Origin of the sequence: Chroococcidiopsis sp. SAG 2025 (assembly GCF_032860985.1) — a bacterium.
Classification (GTDB): domain Bacteria; phylum Cyanobacteriota; class Cyanobacteriia; order Cyanobacteriales; family Chroococcidiopsidaceae; genus Chroococcidiopsis.
In genome coordinates, this window is record NZ_JAOCNC010000001.1 from 3,147,835 (window position 1) to 3,163,784 (window position 15,950).

The 15,950-nt window shown below is 45.3% G+C and carries 22 protein-coding genes; 13 read left to right on the forward strand and 9 right to left on the reverse strand.

Annotated elements, in window-relative coordinates:
- Positions 1-305 precede the first annotated feature (305 nt).
- Positions 306-1,031 (reverse strand): polysaccharide deacetylase family protein, encoded by a 726-nt coding sequence (locus N4J56_RS15220; RefSeq protein ID WP_410500504.1) that lies wholly within the window; start codon positions 1,029-1,031, stop codon positions 306-308.
- A 97-nt stretch (positions 1,032-1,128) separates the two neighbouring features.
- On the opposite strand from N4J56_RS15220, the gene N4J56_RS15225 reads away from it, so the two are divergent.
- Positions 1,129-1,638, forward strand: coding sequence for a hypothetical protein (locus tag N4J56_RS15225; RefSeq protein WP_317107208.1), 510 nt, complete (start codon positions 1,129-1,131; stop codon positions 1,636-1,638).
- A gap of 82 nt (positions 1,639-1,720) precedes the next feature.
- Positions 1,721-2,665: an alpha/beta hydrolase gene (locus tag N4J56_RS15230; RefSeq protein ID WP_317107209.1), complete on the forward strand. Its 945-nt coding sequence runs from the start codon at positions 1,721-1,723 to the stop codon at positions 2,663-2,665.
- Positions 2,666-2,702: 37 nt separating this feature from the next.
- Here the strand turns inward: N4J56_RS15230 and N4J56_RS15235 are convergent, their stop codons facing one another.
- Positions 2,703-3,233 carry a DUF4330 domain-containing protein gene (locus N4J56_RS15235; protein ID WP_317107210.1) on the reverse strand — a complete coding sequence of 177 codons (531 nt, stop codon included), beginning with the start codon at positions 3,231-3,233 and terminating at the stop codon, positions 2,703-2,705.
- 311 nt (positions 3,234-3,544) lie between these two features.
- Between N4J56_RS15235 and N4J56_RS15240 the strand changes: the two genes are divergently transcribed.
- Entirely contained in the window at positions 3,545-4,399 is an 855-nt protein-coding gene (locus tag N4J56_RS15240; protein WP_317107211.1) for a M48 family metallopeptidase, read from the forward strand.
- 33 nt (positions 4,400-4,432) lie between these two features.
- On the opposite strand, the gene N4J56_RS15245 is transcribed toward N4J56_RS15240, so the two are convergent.
- Positions 4,433-5,173: a metallophosphoesterase family protein gene (locus tag N4J56_RS15245; RefSeq protein WP_317107212.1), complete on the reverse strand. Its 741-nt coding sequence runs from the start codon at positions 5,171-5,173 to the stop codon at positions 4,433-4,435.
- A 162-nt stretch (positions 5,174-5,335) separates the two neighbouring features.
- Here N4J56_RS15245 and N4J56_RS15250 point away from each other — a divergent pair, with 162 nt between their 5' ends.
- A complete protein-coding gene (locus N4J56_RS15250; RefSeq protein ID WP_317107213.1) occupies positions 5,336-5,941 on the forward strand; it encodes a tRNA-(ms[2]io[6]A)-hydroxylase in 606 nt (201 codons plus the stop codon).
- A gap of 92 nt (positions 5,942-6,033) precedes the next feature.
- On the forward strand, positions 6,034-6,513 hold the full coding sequence (locus N4J56_RS15255; RefSeq protein WP_317107214.1) for a GNAT family N-acetyltransferase: 480 nt from the start codon (positions 6,034-6,036) through the stop codon (positions 6,511-6,513).
- Between the two features lie 29 nt (positions 6,514-6,542).
- Here the strand turns inward: N4J56_RS15255 and N4J56_RS15260 are convergent, their stop codons facing one another.
- The 4 genes from N4J56_RS15260 to N4J56_RS15275 form a co-directional block, all read right to left on the reverse strand.
- The gene (locus N4J56_RS15260; protein WP_410500505.1) at positions 6,543-7,067 is read right to left on the reverse strand and encodes an NAD(P)H-quinone oxidoreductase subunit J; all 525 of its coding nucleotides are present in this window, start codon (positions 7,065-7,067) and stop codon (positions 6,543-6,545) included.
- A gap of 7 nt (positions 7,068-7,074) precedes the next feature.
- A complete protein-coding gene (gene ndhK / locus N4J56_RS15265) occupies positions 7,075-7,806 on the reverse strand; it encodes a photosynthetic/respiratory NAD(P)H-quinone oxidoreductase subunit K (protein WP_317107216.1) in 732 nt (243 codons plus the stop codon).
- Positions 7,797-8,159, reverse strand: a complete 363-nt coding sequence (ndhC, locus tag N4J56_RS15270) for a photosynthetic/respiratory NAD(P)H-quinone oxidoreductase subunit C (RefSeq protein WP_015154010.1) — start codon at positions 8,157-8,159, stop codon at positions 7,797-7,799. Before ndhC ends, ndhK begins: the two co-directional genes overlap by 10 nt.
- A gap of 135 nt (positions 8,160-8,294) precedes the next feature.
- Positions 8,295-8,480 (reverse strand): hypothetical protein, encoded by a 186-nt coding sequence (locus tag N4J56_RS15275; protein ID WP_317107217.1) that lies wholly within the window; start codon positions 8,478-8,480, stop codon positions 8,295-8,297.
- Between the two features lie 103 nt (positions 8,481-8,583).
- Here N4J56_RS15275 and N4J56_RS15280 point away from each other — a divergent pair, with 103 nt between their 5' ends.
- The 6 genes from N4J56_RS15280 to N4J56_RS15305 all read left to right on the forward strand — a co-directional run bounded on the left by N4J56_RS15280 (position 8,584) and on the right by N4J56_RS15305 (position 11,020).
- A complete protein-coding gene (locus tag N4J56_RS15280) occupies positions 8,584-8,919 on the forward strand; it encodes a rubredoxin (protein WP_015154009.1) in 336 nt (111 codons plus the stop codon).
- A 156-nt stretch (positions 8,920-9,075) separates the two neighbouring features.
- The gene (locus N4J56_RS15285) at positions 9,076-10,080 is read left to right on the forward strand and encodes a photosynthesis system II assembly factor Ycf48 (RefSeq protein WP_317107218.1); all 1,005 of its coding nucleotides are present in this window, start codon (positions 9,076-9,078) and stop codon (positions 10,078-10,080) included.
- 233 nt (positions 10,081-10,313) lie between these two features.
- A complete protein-coding gene (gene psbE, locus N4J56_RS15290; RefSeq protein ID WP_039716502.1) occupies positions 10,314-10,562 on the forward strand; it encodes a cytochrome b559 subunit alpha in 249 nt (82 codons plus the stop codon).
- A gap of 6 nt (positions 10,563-10,568) precedes the next feature.
- Positions 10,569-10,703, forward strand: a complete 135-nt coding sequence (psbF, locus tag N4J56_RS15295) for a cytochrome b559 subunit beta (protein WP_015154006.1) — start codon at positions 10,569-10,571, stop codon at positions 10,701-10,703.
- Between the two features lie 9 nt (positions 10,704-10,712).
- Positions 10,713-10,838 (forward strand): photosystem II reaction center protein L, encoded by a 126-nt coding sequence (locus N4J56_RS15300; RefSeq protein ID WP_015154005.1) that lies wholly within the window; start codon positions 10,713-10,715, stop codon positions 10,836-10,838.
- A gap of 62 nt (positions 10,839-10,900) precedes the next feature.
- On the forward strand, positions 10,901-11,020 hold the full coding sequence (locus tag N4J56_RS15305) for a photosystem II reaction center protein J (RefSeq protein ID WP_015154004.1): 120 nt from the start codon (positions 10,901-10,903) through the stop codon (positions 11,018-11,020).
- A 261-nt stretch (positions 11,021-11,281) separates the two neighbouring features.
- Here the strand turns inward: N4J56_RS15305 and psaI are convergent, their stop codons facing one another.
- Positions 11,282-11,401 (reverse strand): photosystem I reaction center subunit VIII, encoded by a 120-nt coding sequence (gene psaI, locus N4J56_RS15310; protein WP_015154003.1) that lies wholly within the window; start codon positions 11,399-11,401, stop codon positions 11,282-11,284.
- Between the two features lie 326 nt (positions 11,402-11,727).
- On the opposite strand from psaI, the gene xdhA reads away from it, so the two are divergent.
- Together xdhA and xdhB are read left to right on the forward strand one after the other, a co-directional pair.
- Positions 11,728-13,140: a xanthine dehydrogenase small subunit gene (gene xdhA / locus N4J56_RS15315; RefSeq protein WP_317107219.1), complete on the forward strand. Its 1,413-nt coding sequence runs from the start codon at positions 11,728-11,730 to the stop codon at positions 13,138-13,140.
- A gap of 102 nt (positions 13,141-13,242) precedes the next feature.
- Complete coding sequence (gene xdhB / locus N4J56_RS15320) at positions 13,243-15,588, forward strand: xanthine dehydrogenase molybdopterin binding subunit (protein ID WP_317107220.1); 2,346 nt, start codon at positions 13,243-13,245, stop codon at positions 15,586-15,588.
- Here the strand turns inward: xdhB and N4J56_RS15325 are convergent.
- Complete coding sequence (locus N4J56_RS15325; protein ID WP_317107221.1) at positions 15,585-15,944, reverse strand: hypothetical protein; 360 nt, start codon at positions 15,942-15,944, stop codon at positions 15,585-15,587. The genes xdhB and N4J56_RS15325 overlap by 4 nt on opposite strands.
- Positions 15,945-15,950 lie beyond the last annotated feature (6 nt).

Genomic DNA, 15,950 nt, shown 5'->3' on the forward strand with positions numbered 1-15,950 from the left:
GCCTTGTTTAGTCGTTCATGTGTCCCCTAAGCGCGATTGACAATAGTAGTACCAGTAACTCTGCACTGGTGCGGAAATAGGTTTTGGCATTTTCCAAAACATCACACTTACCACTTAGTGCAAATGTTCTAATTTTGATTGAGATGCAACTGATTCGATCGTCAATCATAATCACAAGTTAACTGAGGTTGTACGGATATTTCAACCTACGTGTTCTTGACAAACTAATAAACTTTTCTCTGTCATTGTAATTAATACTGAAGGCAGATGACAGCTCTCCTCACGAGAAATTCACTAAATTTGTGTCAAAAAGAGCGGTTGCCACTAGTTAAAAAAGACGAAAAACCTTGACTCGTAAGGGATAGAGATTGTTGCCACAAGGTATCGATCGTGACAAATTCGTAACCCAGGCTTAACAATTGAGGAATTAAGACAGCCGCAACATCGGCAACATCTGCACCGCCACAAGCACCGTCGTGCAGTACGATCAGCGAACCGTTTTGTACCTGCTGCATGACCCGTTGAACGACAACAGCTATCCCAGGACGAACCCAGTCTTCGGGAACCACGCTCCACATTACGGGTCTGTAGTTCCATTGATGTAACAAATTTAAGGTTTGAGGGGTAAACAAACCATTCGGCGGACGGACATCGCGGACGCGGGTAGTAGGTAAGTCACAAGCAGTCGCGATCGCCTCTTGGGTAGCTACCAGGCTGTGTTGCAATTCGGTAGGTGTCAGCATGGGAAAAGAGCGATGGTCGTAGCCGTGATTACCGATCCAATGTCCTCGTTGGTAAATTGCTTTGGCAAGCTCGGGAGAGCGCCGAACGCAAGCACCCAGCCAAAAAAAACTAGCAGGGATGGCATAGCGGTCTAAAACTTCTAGTAACTTAGGCGTATGGGAAGGATGGGGACCATCATCGAAAGTCAAAGCAATCGAGCGGGCGCGATTGTGACCAGACCACAAGCAACTAGGAAACGACGGCTTGAGAATTCGATACATTAGGGGTAAGAAGGGCGCTAGCTGCATTAACTGGGGAGTAGGGAGTAGGGAGTAGGGAAAGTTAAAAGTCAAAAGTCAAAAGTTAAAATTTCACGACTCGCTGAGAACTGAGAACTGATAACTGATGAGCAATTCTTGGTATCGACTAATGGTAGTGGGGGGTGCGATCGCGATCGCCCTGAGTGGTTGTTCTAATCTAACAATTGACCAATACGAAGCTACTGCAAAAACAATTTACACTTGGCAAGTCAAGTATGCCATCGACCTTAATAACAAATCACCTCGATTTGAAACCTTTGCTTCCACATCTTTAATCAATCGTAACGGGATTAAACCAATGGGCGCGGTCACTGGTCCCGACGACCGAGGACTGTGGTGGGCGGCTCTACCACCACGCCCTACAGTCGATGAGGTAGAACAAAGAAAGAAATCGGGCGAACGGGCGAGTCCTCCAGAGTTAATCAAATCTGTGGAGTATCAGTTCAGTTATCCCCAAGGCGATCGCCAAGTGACTTTACCTACGAATTATCAAGTCTATCGTCAAGTTGTAAAAGCTCGTCCCACGCGCACGCCCTTAAAACTAACTTTGGGAATCACTGATAAATCAGTAGAAAAAGCAGAACCCGTGAGATAGAAACTAGAAACAGTGACCAGTTAGCAGTCACCAGTAAATTGCCCATGACCACGCACCAATGACCAATGACCAATAACAAATTATGTTTTTACCACCTGGATTTGAACAGCGTTCTGTGATGACCTCTCTAGGCAGAATGGTTTACTATACCGATGCTGGAGAACCTTGGTTGAAAGATGGAGCCGATAATACTGACAAACCAACTCTCGTTTTCATACATGGTTTTGGAGGCGGGTCTTCAGCTTACGAATGGTCGAAGGTTTATCCGGCTTTTGCTGCTGAGTATCGCATTGTAGCGCCCGATCTGATTGGTTGGGGACGCTCTGAGCATCCAGCACGGAGTTATCGAGTTGAAGACTATCTCACGACGATCGCGGAATTTTTAGAACAGACTTGTCAGGGTGCGGTAACAGTTATTGCTTCCTCCCTGACAGCGGCGATGGTCGTTAGGGTGGCGATCGCTCGTCCAGAATTGTTTCAGTCGTTAATCTTGACTACACCTGCCGGATTGTCTGATTTTGGCGAAAACTATTCCCGCAGTTTCTTTGCCCAGATCGTCAGCGTTCCCATTCTCGATCGCTTGCTGTACAGCACGGGGGTTGCTACGAGTAACGGGATTCGTAGTTTCTTAGAACAGCGCCAGTTTGCCCAACCCAACCGGATTTATGAAGAAATAGTCGCTGCTTACCTCGAATCTGCTACCCAACCCAACGCTGAATACGCCGCCTTATCTTTTGTCCGTGGCGACTTGTGCTTCGACTTGTCTCTCTATATTCCTCAACTAATAGTTCCTACTGCCATCATCTGGGGACAAAAATCTGAATTCACTTCCCCAGAAATCGGACAGCGATTTGCCCAGATCAATCCTCAAGCCATTAAGATTTTTCAAAGTTTGCCAGAAGTAGGACTCACACCCCAGCTAGAACTCCCAGCCGTAACAATCGGACTGATTCGGCAATTTTTACCCATACTAGAAGGGAGTCGGGAGTCGGGAGTCGGGAGTTGGGAAGCCAGCAAGGCAAATTAGATCGAAAGGCGATCGTGATTTCTTTCTAACTTTCTATTTATCCTTTCTCTGGAAATCTCAGAGCGATGACACCACCAGTAAAATCGTAATTAAAACCTTCTAACTGAGCAGGAATACCAATTTTGAGTTTGCTATTACCAATTACTGGACCATTCTTAGTTATTTGAGCGTTGCCTTCTAGGGTGACAACCATATCCATGATGTATTGATTTTCGCGTGGATCGGGTAAAGCTTTAACCGAACCATCCGGTTGAGGTACGAGGGTGGTTCTCGGTAGTTGTTTAACAGCTTTCACGCCTACCTGACCGTAAGGCTGATTGCGGATAATGATGTTGGTTTTTCCACCTGGCTTTAGTCCCTGCTCAAATAGCTGTTGCGGATCGCGCACGCTCAAACCCCGCACGATCACGTCAATTTCTACAGGTTTGGTAGTCACGCCAATTTGCGCTCCAGAAGTGCCAGGGAAGAAAAAGATCCCCACCACTACCAAGAAGATGACTAAGGCTGCTCCAATATCGAGGAGACTGACCTTACCAAATAAACGCCCTTGGGAATCTAAAATTTTCATACTTAGGGGAAGAGATGAGGGAACAAGGGGAAACGAATCAAAAGTCAAAAGTCAAAATTAACTGGTTGCTGGTCGCTGGTCAATGAAAGGGTAGCACGATTCTACTGCGATGAGAGATATTTTACGATTTGAATAGACAAGAATCAGGGAGTCTATATTTCTTCCCCATGCCTACCTTGTGCCCCTTGTGCCCCTTGTCCTCCTTGTCCCCTTTCTCATTCTCAATATATGGCAACCAAAAGCTTTTTTGCCCGTCTATCATTACAGCAAGTTTAAAAATTTTTCAGTCTTTCAAACAACAATTCCCGGCGATGTTCAACCTATTCTTTTCGTTCTCTCGTCGCATCCAGCGTCGCTGGCTTTATCCGCTCATATCACTATCAGTAGTAGTCGGCTTACTGGTCGGTTCGGCTGGGTTGGCAAAAGCCATTTCCTGGTTCGATCTCATTCAACAGGGAGCGCAAATCATCCAACTGTCTGATGTTTCTGAGGAAGAGGAAGTCGAGTTAGGCAAGCAAATTAACCAACAGATGGTGGGGAAAGAATTTCGTCTCTATCGCAATCCGAGTGTCAATCGCTATGTAGAACGGGTAGGAGAACGGGTAGCCGCCGAGAGCGATCGCCCTAATCTTCCTTACGAGTTTCAAATTGTAGATAATAACAGCGTCAATGCCTTTGCTACGGCTGGGGGTTTTGTCTACGTCACCACCGAATTACTGCGTACTGCCGATAACGAAGCAGAATTGGCTAGCGTACTAGGTCACGAAATCGGTCACATCACTAATCGTCACTTAATTAAGCAAATGCGCAGCACTGCGATCGCCGGGGGACTGGCAACTGCGGCTGGCTTAAACCGCAGTCGCGCTGTGGCGATCGGTGTGGATCTGGCTTTGCGCCGTCCTAATAGCCGTAAAGATGAGTACGAAGCAGATACAACAGGGTTAGAGATGTTAGGACGAGCTGGCTACGATCGAGAAGCAATGGTTTCTTTTATGGAAAAATTATTAAAGAAAAGTGGTTCCACGCCTACTTTTTTGAGTACCCACCCAGCCACTCAAAGCCGTATTACCAGACTTAGAGAAGCGATCGACTCTCAAGCGGCAGATGAGGGTGCTGGGCTAGATAGCGCTGCCTACAGAGCTAGAATTCGCCCGCTATTACGTTAATTTTTATTTGTAGAGACGTTCGGTAGAGTGTCTCTACAATCGCGCTAACACCTGGGCAGGATTAATGCGAATCGCGGCTTCTGACAGAGGCAGTGTCCGAACTAGCTTATCGTAGACATCGACTTGATAAACAATCTGATTGTTGATATCAACTGCTGTGAGCCAACCGCTTCTGGGATGATAAGCACCAGTATCGATATCCAACCAACCTTGTCCTTGGGCAAGTTCTCCAGGGCGTACTCCTGGTAGGGTAAACGTGATTGTATGACCGACAATAATGAGTTTGTTGTCAAAGAAGGGCTGCTTCATGCTGTGGAATTCCTGCCGCACCCAACAAAATTGCTCAACTGACTGCTCTTCCAAGGGAAGCCTGGGATCGAGTCCAGCATGAGCTAACCAAATATCGCCTAAGTCGAGGTGAGTAGGCAAGGTTTGCAGCCATTCGATATGATCGCGAGGAATAGTGGCTGTTTTGTAACTGCTTAAAGTCTCATATCCGCCGCTATAAAGCCAAGCTTGGCGAATTTGATTGGAAGCGCGTTTAGTTAACACATCTAGCAGCATTTGTTCGTGATTGCCAAGCAAGCAATAGTAAGGACTTTGCTTGACAAAATCAACAACTTGTGCGCTCTGCGGTCCGCGATCGATTAAGTCTCCCAAGAAATAAACTTCATCGGCTGCGCCAGGGGCGATCGCCTCAAGCAAAATCATCAGTCCGTCATAGTGACCGTGCACATCACCGATAATAATGCGACGTTGGTGCGCTGCGCTCATAGAAGTTTTGGGTTAACAATAATACCGCTTGTTGATTCCAGCCTATCTGTACTCAAGGAGATATTGGTTAAAGAATGGGTGAAGAATGTTTGGAAGATATTAATCTTTCATTTTAATTATGGCTTAAGCCAAAAAAATCAGCTCTAGTGAAATTAAGTAAGTATGAATGTAGCGGATTTAACAGTCGCCAAAATCAACGCTCTAGTCGTCCCAACCACTGAGGATTGGGTACGACAAGCGATCGCTAACTTGGATACCATCTTATTGGATCATTCCCAATGCGAACGCAAAGCAGCTGGGGTAGCTCTAAATTTAATATTTCGTTACCCTTCGAGCCAAAAATTAGTCCGCTCGCTAACAGCAATCGCCCGGGAAGAATTGGAACACTTCGAGCAGGTGAACCAATGGTTAGAACGGCGAGGAATTCCTCTAGCACCTTTAGCACCACCTCCTTATGGCGCGGGGTTAAAGGCGCAAATTCGTGCCAAAGAGCCAGAACGGATGTTGGATTCTTTGCTCGTCTCTGGTTTGATTGAAGCTCGCAGTCACGAACGGTTAGGGCTTTTAGCCACCCATTGCCCAGAACCAGAGCTAGCTAAATTTTATCGCGGTTTGATGGCTTCGGAAGCTAGACATTTTGGTACATATTGGATTTTGGCAGATACTTATTTCGATCGCGCTGTGTTCACCCAAAGGCTAGAAGAATTAGCTGTAGTGGAAAGTCAGTTATTATCAACTCTACATCCTCAACCGAGGATACATAGTTAATTGGTTATCTGTCATTGGTCATTGGTCATGAGTGAGTCGTGTTTTGACTTTTGACTTTTAACTTTTGACTTCCTCATTACCCATTACCAGCTATGCAAGGCAACTACAAAGATTTTCTCATTCGAGACTGGCAAATGAGCGATCGCGATTTGGCGGCGGCGGTTATTGGTTCTGTGTTGGCAGAATATGGTTTAGGGTGGGAGCCTGTAGGTGCTGACCGAGATGTATTGGAGATCGAAAATTATTATTTAGCCACTGGTGGGGAGTTTTGGGTAGTTGAATTCCAAAGTCAAATAGTGGGAACGGCTGGCTACTATCCCATTCGTCGTGGTGAGAAAGCTGTAGAAATTAGAAAAATGTATCTTTTACCCCAAGCGAGAAGGTTGGGTTTGGGGAGATTTTTATTACAAGAATTAGAAAAAGCGATCGCAGTTAAGAAATTTCAACAAATTTGGATTGAAACTGCCAGCGTTCTTGTAGAAGCGATTAAATTATACGAAAGCAGCGGCTATCAACCTGCAACAGGGGTAGAAACAGCACGCTGCGATCGCATTTATGTCAAAAATTTATAGAGACGTTACATGTAACGTCTCTACAACAATTAATATGCGTCCTGTAACTCGTAGAAGTCGGGGGAGACGTAATCTTTACGTAAGGGAAAACCAACCCAATCTTCAGGCATGAGCAGCCGTTTCAAATTTGGATGTCCTTCATAGACAATGCCAAACATATCGTACGATTCTCGTTCTTGCCAGTCTACTGCTTTCCAAATCCAGTAAACCGAAGGTACGCGGGGGTCTTCTCTAGGCAGAAAAACTTTAATCCGCACTTCCTCTGGTCTGTCAGCATTATCGCTCAGCTTGATTAAATGATACATGCTGACTAGATCTTGCCCAGGACCAGCATCGTAACCACACTGACACTGGAGATAGTTAAAACCGTAAGCATATAGTGCTGTCGCGATCGGCAAGAGGAAATTGCGATCGACTTTGATAATCTCCACTCCTAAGTGGTCTGGCTCCATAACTTCATGATCGAAGCCGTTTTCCTTCAACCACTTGGAAGTCTTTCCAGCTTCAACAATTTTTGTTTGTTCGGCAGGTACGGGTTTAGTCTCTTCTTTTATTTCTTCTTCAGCCACGGTTCACCTCCTCTTTTTTGGCAGCTGATTGCAGGGCTGGTGGTATGGGCATACCAATTGCCTCTGTCAATTCCTTCGGTGGTGCTTGCCGTGTGGCAACCTGCAAATACTTACCATCGCTGATCGGTGGTACAGGCTTCATGCTGTGAGTCGTGCTGTAGTAGCGGTGCGTTTGTTTAATCGGAGTCCGCTCTTGCATCGACTCGTTCGCAATTTTTTTGCGTAACTTAATGATGGCATCGATGATGGCTTCGGGACGGGGAGGACAACCAGGTAAGTAAACATCGACGGGAATCAATTTATCGACACCCCGCACGGCTGTTGGCGAATCCACGCTAAACATACCACCAGTAATGGTACAAGCACCCATAGCAATTACATACTTAGGATTAGGCATTTGCTCGTAAAGCCGCACCAACTGCGGAGCCATCTTCATCGTAATCGTGCCAGCGGTGATAATTAAGTCAGCCTGACGGGGGCTAGAACGGGGGATGAGTCCGAAGCGATCGAAGTCAAACCGCGAGCCAATCAAAGCCGCAAATTCGATAAAGCAACAAGCCGTACCGAACAACAGAGGCCACAAACTAGAGAGTCTAGACCAGTTATAGAGATCGTCAACTGTAGTGAGAATGACGTTTTCAGATAGTTCTTGAGTAACTGATGGGCGCTCGATTGGGTTAATGATACGTTCTTTTTGTCCGGCTGGATCGATATTTAAGACCATTCCAAAGCTCCTTTACGCCATGCATATACAAGGGCAACAACTAAGATTGCAATGAAAATGAGGGCTTCAATAAAAGCCAAAAGACCAAGGCTGTGGAATGCAACTGCCCAAGGATAGAGAAATACTGTTTCTACATCAAAGACCACGAAGACCAGCGCAAACATATAGTAGCGGATATTGAACTGAATCCAGGCTCCGCCGATGGGTTCCATGCCTGATTCGTATGTCGTCCGGCGTTCTGGGCTGCGTCCGCTCGGTCGAAGGAGCTTAGATGCAGAAAGGGCAAGCGCTGGAACTAAACTACAGATTAAGAGGAAGCCTAGTAAATACTCGTAGCCGCTAAGAACAAACACGATGGATAATTACCGTTGCTAGAGTCAATAGTTTTGTTATCTGTCTTTACATATTATATATATTTGGGTTTCACGCACTAGCAAAACCTAACTCTTGACATCATTCGATTCAGTTCTGCTTCTGATTGAAAAAATCTATGCATGAGTGAGGAGCGAGGAGCGAGGAGGAGGAGGAGGGAGAGGAGGTGGTGCGGTGCGTGTTGATGCGGGGGTGTGGGGGTGGGGTGTGGGGAATTTTGAATTTTGGATCTCTCCTCTACTCCTCTGCCCCTCTGCTTCCTCAGCTCTGCTCCCTTCTCCCCATCGTCCTCTTTCCCTCACTCCTCGCTCCTCACTCCTCACCCCTTGTAGAAGAAGTCATTTCGCGTCATAATTTTTAACATGATTTTAAGTTTTGCGCCTCTACTTTCTCATTTGCCTTACTATGAGCGAACCAGCTATTGATACCCAAGCGCTAGACCGCTATGAATGTCGGGCTTGCGGCTATGTGTACGAACCCGATCGCGGCGATGATAAGCACGATATTGCCCCTGGCATACCATTTGCAGAACTATCTTCTACTTGGCGATGTCCTGTTTGTGGAGCAAGGAAAAACGCATTTGCCAATATTGGTCCAGTGGGACAAGCCTCTGGCTTTAAGGAAAATCTCGGCTACGGGCTTGGCGTAAATCAGCTCACTCCAGGTCAGAAGAACATTTTGATCTTCGGTGCTTTAGCATTAGCCGTCTTGTTTTTTCTCAGCCTATATGGGTTACAGTGAACCTGCTGTCAGACAAGCTTAGTACAGCCGGCGATCGCTCAACCATATATCTGTATGCTGACAAGTAGATAGGCTTTCATTCGACCTATCGGCATACTGAAATATTCTTACAATACATTACATTCAATTTGTTTAAGTAGAGCACGTAAAATCAGCATGTTTTCACCGTTAAAATTTTGGCAAAAGATTGTTGTCCTCGTAGCAGTCGTCTTGCTGTGCGTCGGCTGTAGTAGCGTTCCCTCTACTAGTTACAATCCTTGGGAGGTAGTTACTTTACCAACGGATGTTAACTTGCAAGATGTTGGCTTTACGGAAGATATCCAACATGGCTGGTTAGTGGGAAATAAATCTGCTTTATTTGAAACTAAGGATGGTGGCAAAACCTGGCAGCAGAAGAGTTTGGATTTAGGTGACAAAAACTTTATTCTGTCTTCCGTGAGTTTTTCCGGTCAAGAAGGATGGATTGTTGGCGAACCATCTTTACTGCTACATACAAATGATGGTGGCGAAACTTGGTCGCGGATTCTCTTAAGTGAAAAGCTACCAGGCAACCCAAACACAATCGTGGCGCTGGGGCAACAGTCAGCGGAGATGACTACAGATGTAGGCGCAATTTACCGCACTACTGACGGTGGTAAAAACTGGAAAGCAATGGTACAGGAAGCCGTAGGCGTGCTGCGAAACGTGGCGCGTTCTGAAGATGGTAAGTACATTGCTGTTTCTGCTAAGGGGAATTTCTATTCAACCTGGGAACCAGGTCAAACGGCATGGCAAGGTCATAACCGGAATAGTTCCCGTCGCCTGCAAAATATGGGATTTGGTAAAGACGGGCGTGTATGGATGCTGGCACGAGGCGGTCAGGTGCAATTTACTAAGGCAGATAATACAGAAGAATGGGAAGAAGTACAAAATCCAGAGTTATCTACTAGTTGGGGATTGTTAGATTTGGCTTACCGGACACCTGAAGAAATTTGGGTGACTGGTGGTAGCGGTAATCTACTTTGCAGTCCAGATGGCGGGAAAACTTGGCAAAAAGACCGAGGTGTAGAATCAGTCCCCTCAAATCTTTACAAGATCGTCTTTCTCTCTCCAGAGAAAGGATTTATTATCGGTCAGCGCGGAATTTTGCTGCGTTATCAAGGTCAAGCAGAATCGGCTTAATGAATTTGGGGAGTCGGGAAGAAAGAGACAAGGGAGACAAGGGAGACTAAGGAAGACAAGGAAGAAACTCTAGCCACTGGTTCCACCAGCCACTAGCTACTGATAGCTGTCAACTGTCAACCAATTATCAAATGTTCACACCCATTCTTTACTCCCGACTAATCGTTAACTACTGGTCAAGGTTTCGTATGATAATGAGTAAGAAAGTAATGGTTCTTAATGGAGGAAGATAAATGTCAGGAACGACAGGTGAGCGTCCGTTTTCGGATATTATTACCAGCGTGCGTTACTGGGTGATTCACAGTATTACTATTCCAGCTTTGTTTATCGCTGGCTGGTTATTCGTTAGTACTGGTCTTGCCTATGATGTATTTGGCACACCCCGACCAAACGAATACTATCCTCAAGAACGGCAAGAGTTGCCAATCGTGAGCGATCGCTTTGAAAGCAGAAAGCAAATCGAAGACTTTATAGGAAAGTAGTTTGAAATGAATACCAATCAAGTCAATCAACCAATTCAATATCCGATTTTTACCGTCCGCTGGCTAGCAGTTCACACCTTAGCTGTACCGACAGTATTTTTCTTAGGTGCGATCGCTTCTATGCAATTCATTCAGCGATAGGAGAAGTTTATGCCATTAGAGAGATCGAAAAACCCTAATAACCAGCCTGTAGAATTAAACCGGACTTCCCTATACTTGGGTTTGCTGCTAATATTCGTGCTGGGCATTTTGTTTTCTAGTTATTTCTTCAACTAACTAGATTCAAGGCTGTTGTCTTTAATTTATCTAACTGTGTAATTTAGGTAGGAGAAAAAGCTGTGTCTGGAAGTGGAAGAATACCCCTTTGGGTTGTAGCAACTATTGCTGGTTTAGGCGTGATTGTTGTTGTTGGAACATTCTTTTACGGTTCTTACACTCATTTAGGTTCCTCGTTGTAAGAACTTCTGCAAAAGTTAAAACTCAAAAGTCAAAGGTCAAAAGTCAAAGGTCAAAAAGTTGATTTGAGAGGCTTTTGGCCGATCTTAAGCGATCGCTTTATTTTTGCAATGCTGAAATAGCTGGCTGAAGTTTTTCGCGATCGCGTATACTGTTATCGACTGTGCAAAAAAACCGCTTACCTAAACTGGGTAAGCGGTTTTTTAGTTAGGGATTCAGAAACAGTGCGTAGTTAACAGAATGAACTCCGAATTCCGAATTCTCTAGATCCCTGAAGGATCTTCCCGCTCGATGTAGAGAAACAATAAAGCCATTGCTACGGAAGGAAAGACCAGAACAGTTAGCGGAACTAGGATTGATGGTAGAAACGATGCTGAAAACATATTGCTAGATTCCTTATGAATATAAGACTACAACCAAAAACGAATTTACTGCAATTTGCGATCGCTGCGGCATTTTCTAAAAATTTTTAACAATAGTGAAGTAGGATTAAGCGCCTCTCAGCCAAGTACTAGAGGTTGCGATCGCCACAATTTCCCCATTTAAGTATTTCAGAATACTTTTATTCCTGCACTTTTATTGTATACAGTATACTTAACTCAATTTAATTGGATAGCGCGATCGCATTGGTCAAGCACTTTTATGCAGCCCAGTGGCTGACTGTCTAAGATCGATCGCGAAGTCACTTTTTAACAAGCGGATTTAGAAAGTGCAGCAATTATCACCAGAACGCTTAATTTTAACCATCAATGGCGAAACAGTCCGCCTGAAAGATGTCTCACCTACGATAACGCTGTTAGAGTACTTGCGGCAAAGCGGACGCATTGGCACGAAAGAAGGGTGTGGCGATGGCGACTGCGGGGCTTGTACTGTTGCCATTGTAGGCGAAGGCGCGGATGGAAAACCCCAATACCAAGCTGTGAATAGCTGTCTTATCCCCTTAGGTGCAGTAGCGGGAAGAGAAATTATTACTGTAGAAGGGATTGCCAACGGACAGTTACATCCAGTTCAAGCCGCAATGGTAGAAACAGGTGGTTCCCAGTGTGGCTACTGTACCCCTGGCTTTATTATGAGTATGTTCGCTGCCTACTACGACGGCAAAGTAGACGATATGGCAATAGAGGGGAACTTATGCCGTTGTACGGGATATTTGCCAATTCGCCGTGCTGCTCAACAAGTCATGCAAATGCAGCCATCCAGCGATTGTTTCAGCCAGAAAGTATCACAAGCATCAACCGAATTCAGCCAAATTAGCTACACTTTTGAGAACCAAAAGTTTTATCGCCCGACGCAATTACAGACACTCTTAGAACTACTGCAACAGCACCCCGACGCTAGCTTAGTTGCAGGGGCAACAGATTTAGGACTGGAAATGAGCCACCATAGCAAAAACTTTCCGGTGCTAATTTCCCTAGAAGCGGTAGCAGAATTGAAAACACTGACAAACACACCTGAATTGGTGGAAATTGGGGCAGCAGTACCACTGAGTCATATTGAGAACAACTTACGCGGTGTCTTTCCTGCAATGGATGAGATGCTGCACTGGTTTGCGGCGCGTCAAATTAGAAACCGAGCCACACTAGGAGGTAATATCGGTACAGCTTCACCAATTGGCGACTTGCCTCCAGTATTACTAGCCTTAGATGCCCAATTACGTATAGCTAGGAGTGAAGGTGAAAGAACTCTCCCCATCGCAGATTTTTTCAAAGGATATAGAAAAACAGACTTGCAGCCTGGGGAAGTGATTGTCTCCGTCCAAATTCCCAAAACTATTACAGCAGGTGCAACTCGCCGCTTGAGTCAATCTTATAAAGTTGGCAAACGCGGCACGGACGATATTAGTATTGTCGCAGCTGCATTTACGATCGATCTAGGCGATCGCAACCAAATCAAACACGCCAGACTCGCATATGGCGGAGTTGCCGCAACACCAGCCAGGGCAATTGCAGTAGAATCAATGCTAATTGGTAAACCTTGGAACGCCGAAACGGTAAAACAAGCAAAGCAAGAATTAAAACAAGCCTTTACACCACTAACAGATTTACGGGGTAGTGCAGAGTATCGCAAGATGTTGGTTGTCAACTTGTTTGAGAAATTTTTTGTTGAAATAGGTAATGGGTAATGGGTAATTGGTGTTTGAACCGATTATCTTGTTAGCCTTCTTATCTTTGCGCCTTTGCGTCTTTGCGCGATCGAAATCTTATCATTCGTCAGGGGTAAACGCATGAATACAGTAGGGAAAAACAGAAGCCACGAAAGCGCCACCGGACACGTCAGCGGCAAAGCAATTTATACTGATGACCAACGCTTACCAGCAGGAATGCTTTCCCTCTACCCCGTACTCTCTCCCCACGCGAAAGCGCGAATAACCAAAATCGATCCTGCTGGCGCATATAAAATTGATGGTGTCGTCACAGTCATCACCGCCGCAGATGTACCAGGCGTAAACGATACTGGAACGATTATTTATGATGAAATCCTACTTCCCGATAAAGAAATTAGCTACTACGGACAAGCAGTAGTTTGGGTAGCAGGAGAAACCGATGAAGCTGCAAGATTGGGTGCAGAAAAAGTTGTCGTCGAATACGAACCACTAGAACCAATTTTGACAATAAAGGATGCGATCGCAGCAGATAGCTTTCATCTTAAACCGAGAGTGATTAAACGAGGCGATCCGGCAACAGCTTTACAGCAGGTAGATTGCTATCTTGAAGGCGAAATGGCAATGAACGGTCAAGATCATTTCTACCTAGAAACTCATGCGAGTTGGGTCATACCAGATGGGGAAGGTAATTATCAAGTTTATGCTTCTACCCAGCATCCCACAGAAACGCAAATTGTCGTTTCCCGCGTGTTGGGAATTACTAAAAATCAAGTTGTCGTCACTTGTATCAGAATGGGTGGCGGATTTGGTGGAAAAGAATCGCAGGCAAATCCTTTTGCAGGTGTAGCCGCGATCGCAGCATGTAAAACAGGTCGTCCGGTGCGGGTAAAATTAAAACGTCACCACGATATGATTTTGACGGGCAAGCGTCACGGCTTTTTAGGACTATATAAAGTTGGTTTTACCAATGAGGGCAAAATCGTTGCTTTAGATGTAGATTTATACGCCGATGGGGGCTGGAGTTTGGATTTATCTCCTCCCGTCTTGTTACGGGCAATGTTACACGTAGATAATGCTTATTACATTCCCCATTTAGCAGTAAAAGGACAAATTGCCAAAACTAATAAAGTTTCTAATACAGCATTTCGAGGTTTTGGCGGTCCTCAAGGCATGGTAGTTATTGAAGATATTGTGGATCGAGTGGCGCGGTATTTGGGTTTACCGCCGGAAGTGGTACGCGAACGCAACTTCTACCACGGGGAAGGAGAAACGAATACCACTCATTACGACCAAGAAATTTTTGATAACCGCATTACTAAAGTTTGGCAACAGGTAAAAGATAGAGCTAATTTTACCGCACGTAGAGAGGCGATCGCGCAGTACAACCAAGCCAGTACTTATAAAAAACGTGGTTTGGCAATTACCCCTGTTAAATTCGGGATTTCATTTAATAAAACTCAATACAACCAAGCAGGGGCTTTAGTCTTAATTTACACCGACGGTAGCATTCAACTGAACCACGGTGGTACGGAAATGGGGCAGGGGTTACATACTAAAATGTTGCAAGTTGCGGCTCAAACGCTAGGCGTAAATATCGAACGCTTGCGGATCATGCCTACGAGTACGGAAAAAGTACCGAATACCTCTGCGACTGCTGCTTCTAGCGGTGCAGACTTAAACGGACAAGCGGTAAAAGATGCTTGCGAAACGCTTAAATCGCGGTTGGCTGTGGTGGCGGCTGGGTTGTTGAAGTTGGATACACCCGAAGAGATGGTATTTGCTGACGATTGGATTTACTGTCGCACTTACCCTTCAGCAAGACTCCATTTTGAAGAGGCGACAAAACAAGCGTATGGCGATCGCGTTAGTCTTGCTGCTACAGGATATTATCGCACTCCTAATATCTACTGGGATGATGCCGCAGGTAAAGGCAGACCGTTTTACTATTATGCATACGGGGCGGCGGTGAGTGAAGTTGAGGTAGACGGCTTTACAGGTAACTTTAAGTTACGACAAGTTGACATCGTGCATGATGTGGGAGAATCTTTAAATCCCTTAGTCGATCGCGGGCAGATTGAAGGCGGTTTCGTACAAGGTATGGGTTGGCTGACAATGGAAGAATTGGTGTGGGATGAGAAAGGACGCATCCGCACTTATGCCCCCAGTACGTATAAAATTCCTACAATTGGGGAAATACCGGAAAATTTCAACTTGCATTTATTAGAACGGGCGGCTCAAGATGGGGTAATTTATGGTAGTAAAGCTGTTGGCGAACCCCCTTTAATGTTGGCGCTTTCGGTAAGGGAGGCGATTCGGGCAGCAGTTGCGGCATTTGGGAATACAGATTACGTTCCTCTGGCTTCTCCTGCGACTCCTGAAGCTATTTTATGGGCAGTTGAATACGTTCGCGATCGCGCTACGGTTGCTGTGGAGACTGTGGGGGAACCGCAGCCTGTTTCGGGCTAGGATTGAGTAAATTTAACGCGGATGGACGCGGATTGACTTTGACTTTTAACTTTTGTACAAGCGGGTTTAGCAAATAGATCGATCGCCTTAGTTGTAAATTTTTGGTCAAAACCCGCCCCTACGATTTTTAACTTTTGACTTTTGACTTTAACTTTTGTACAAGCGGGTTTAGCAAATAGATCGATCGCCTTAGTTGTAAATTTTTGGTCAAAACCCGCCCCTACGATTTTTAACTTTTGACTTTTGACTTTAACTTTTGTACAAGCGGGTTTAGCAAATAGATCGATCGCCTTAGTTGTAAATTTTTGGTCAAAACCCGCCCCTACGATTTTTAACTTTTGACTTTTGACTTTCAACTATGG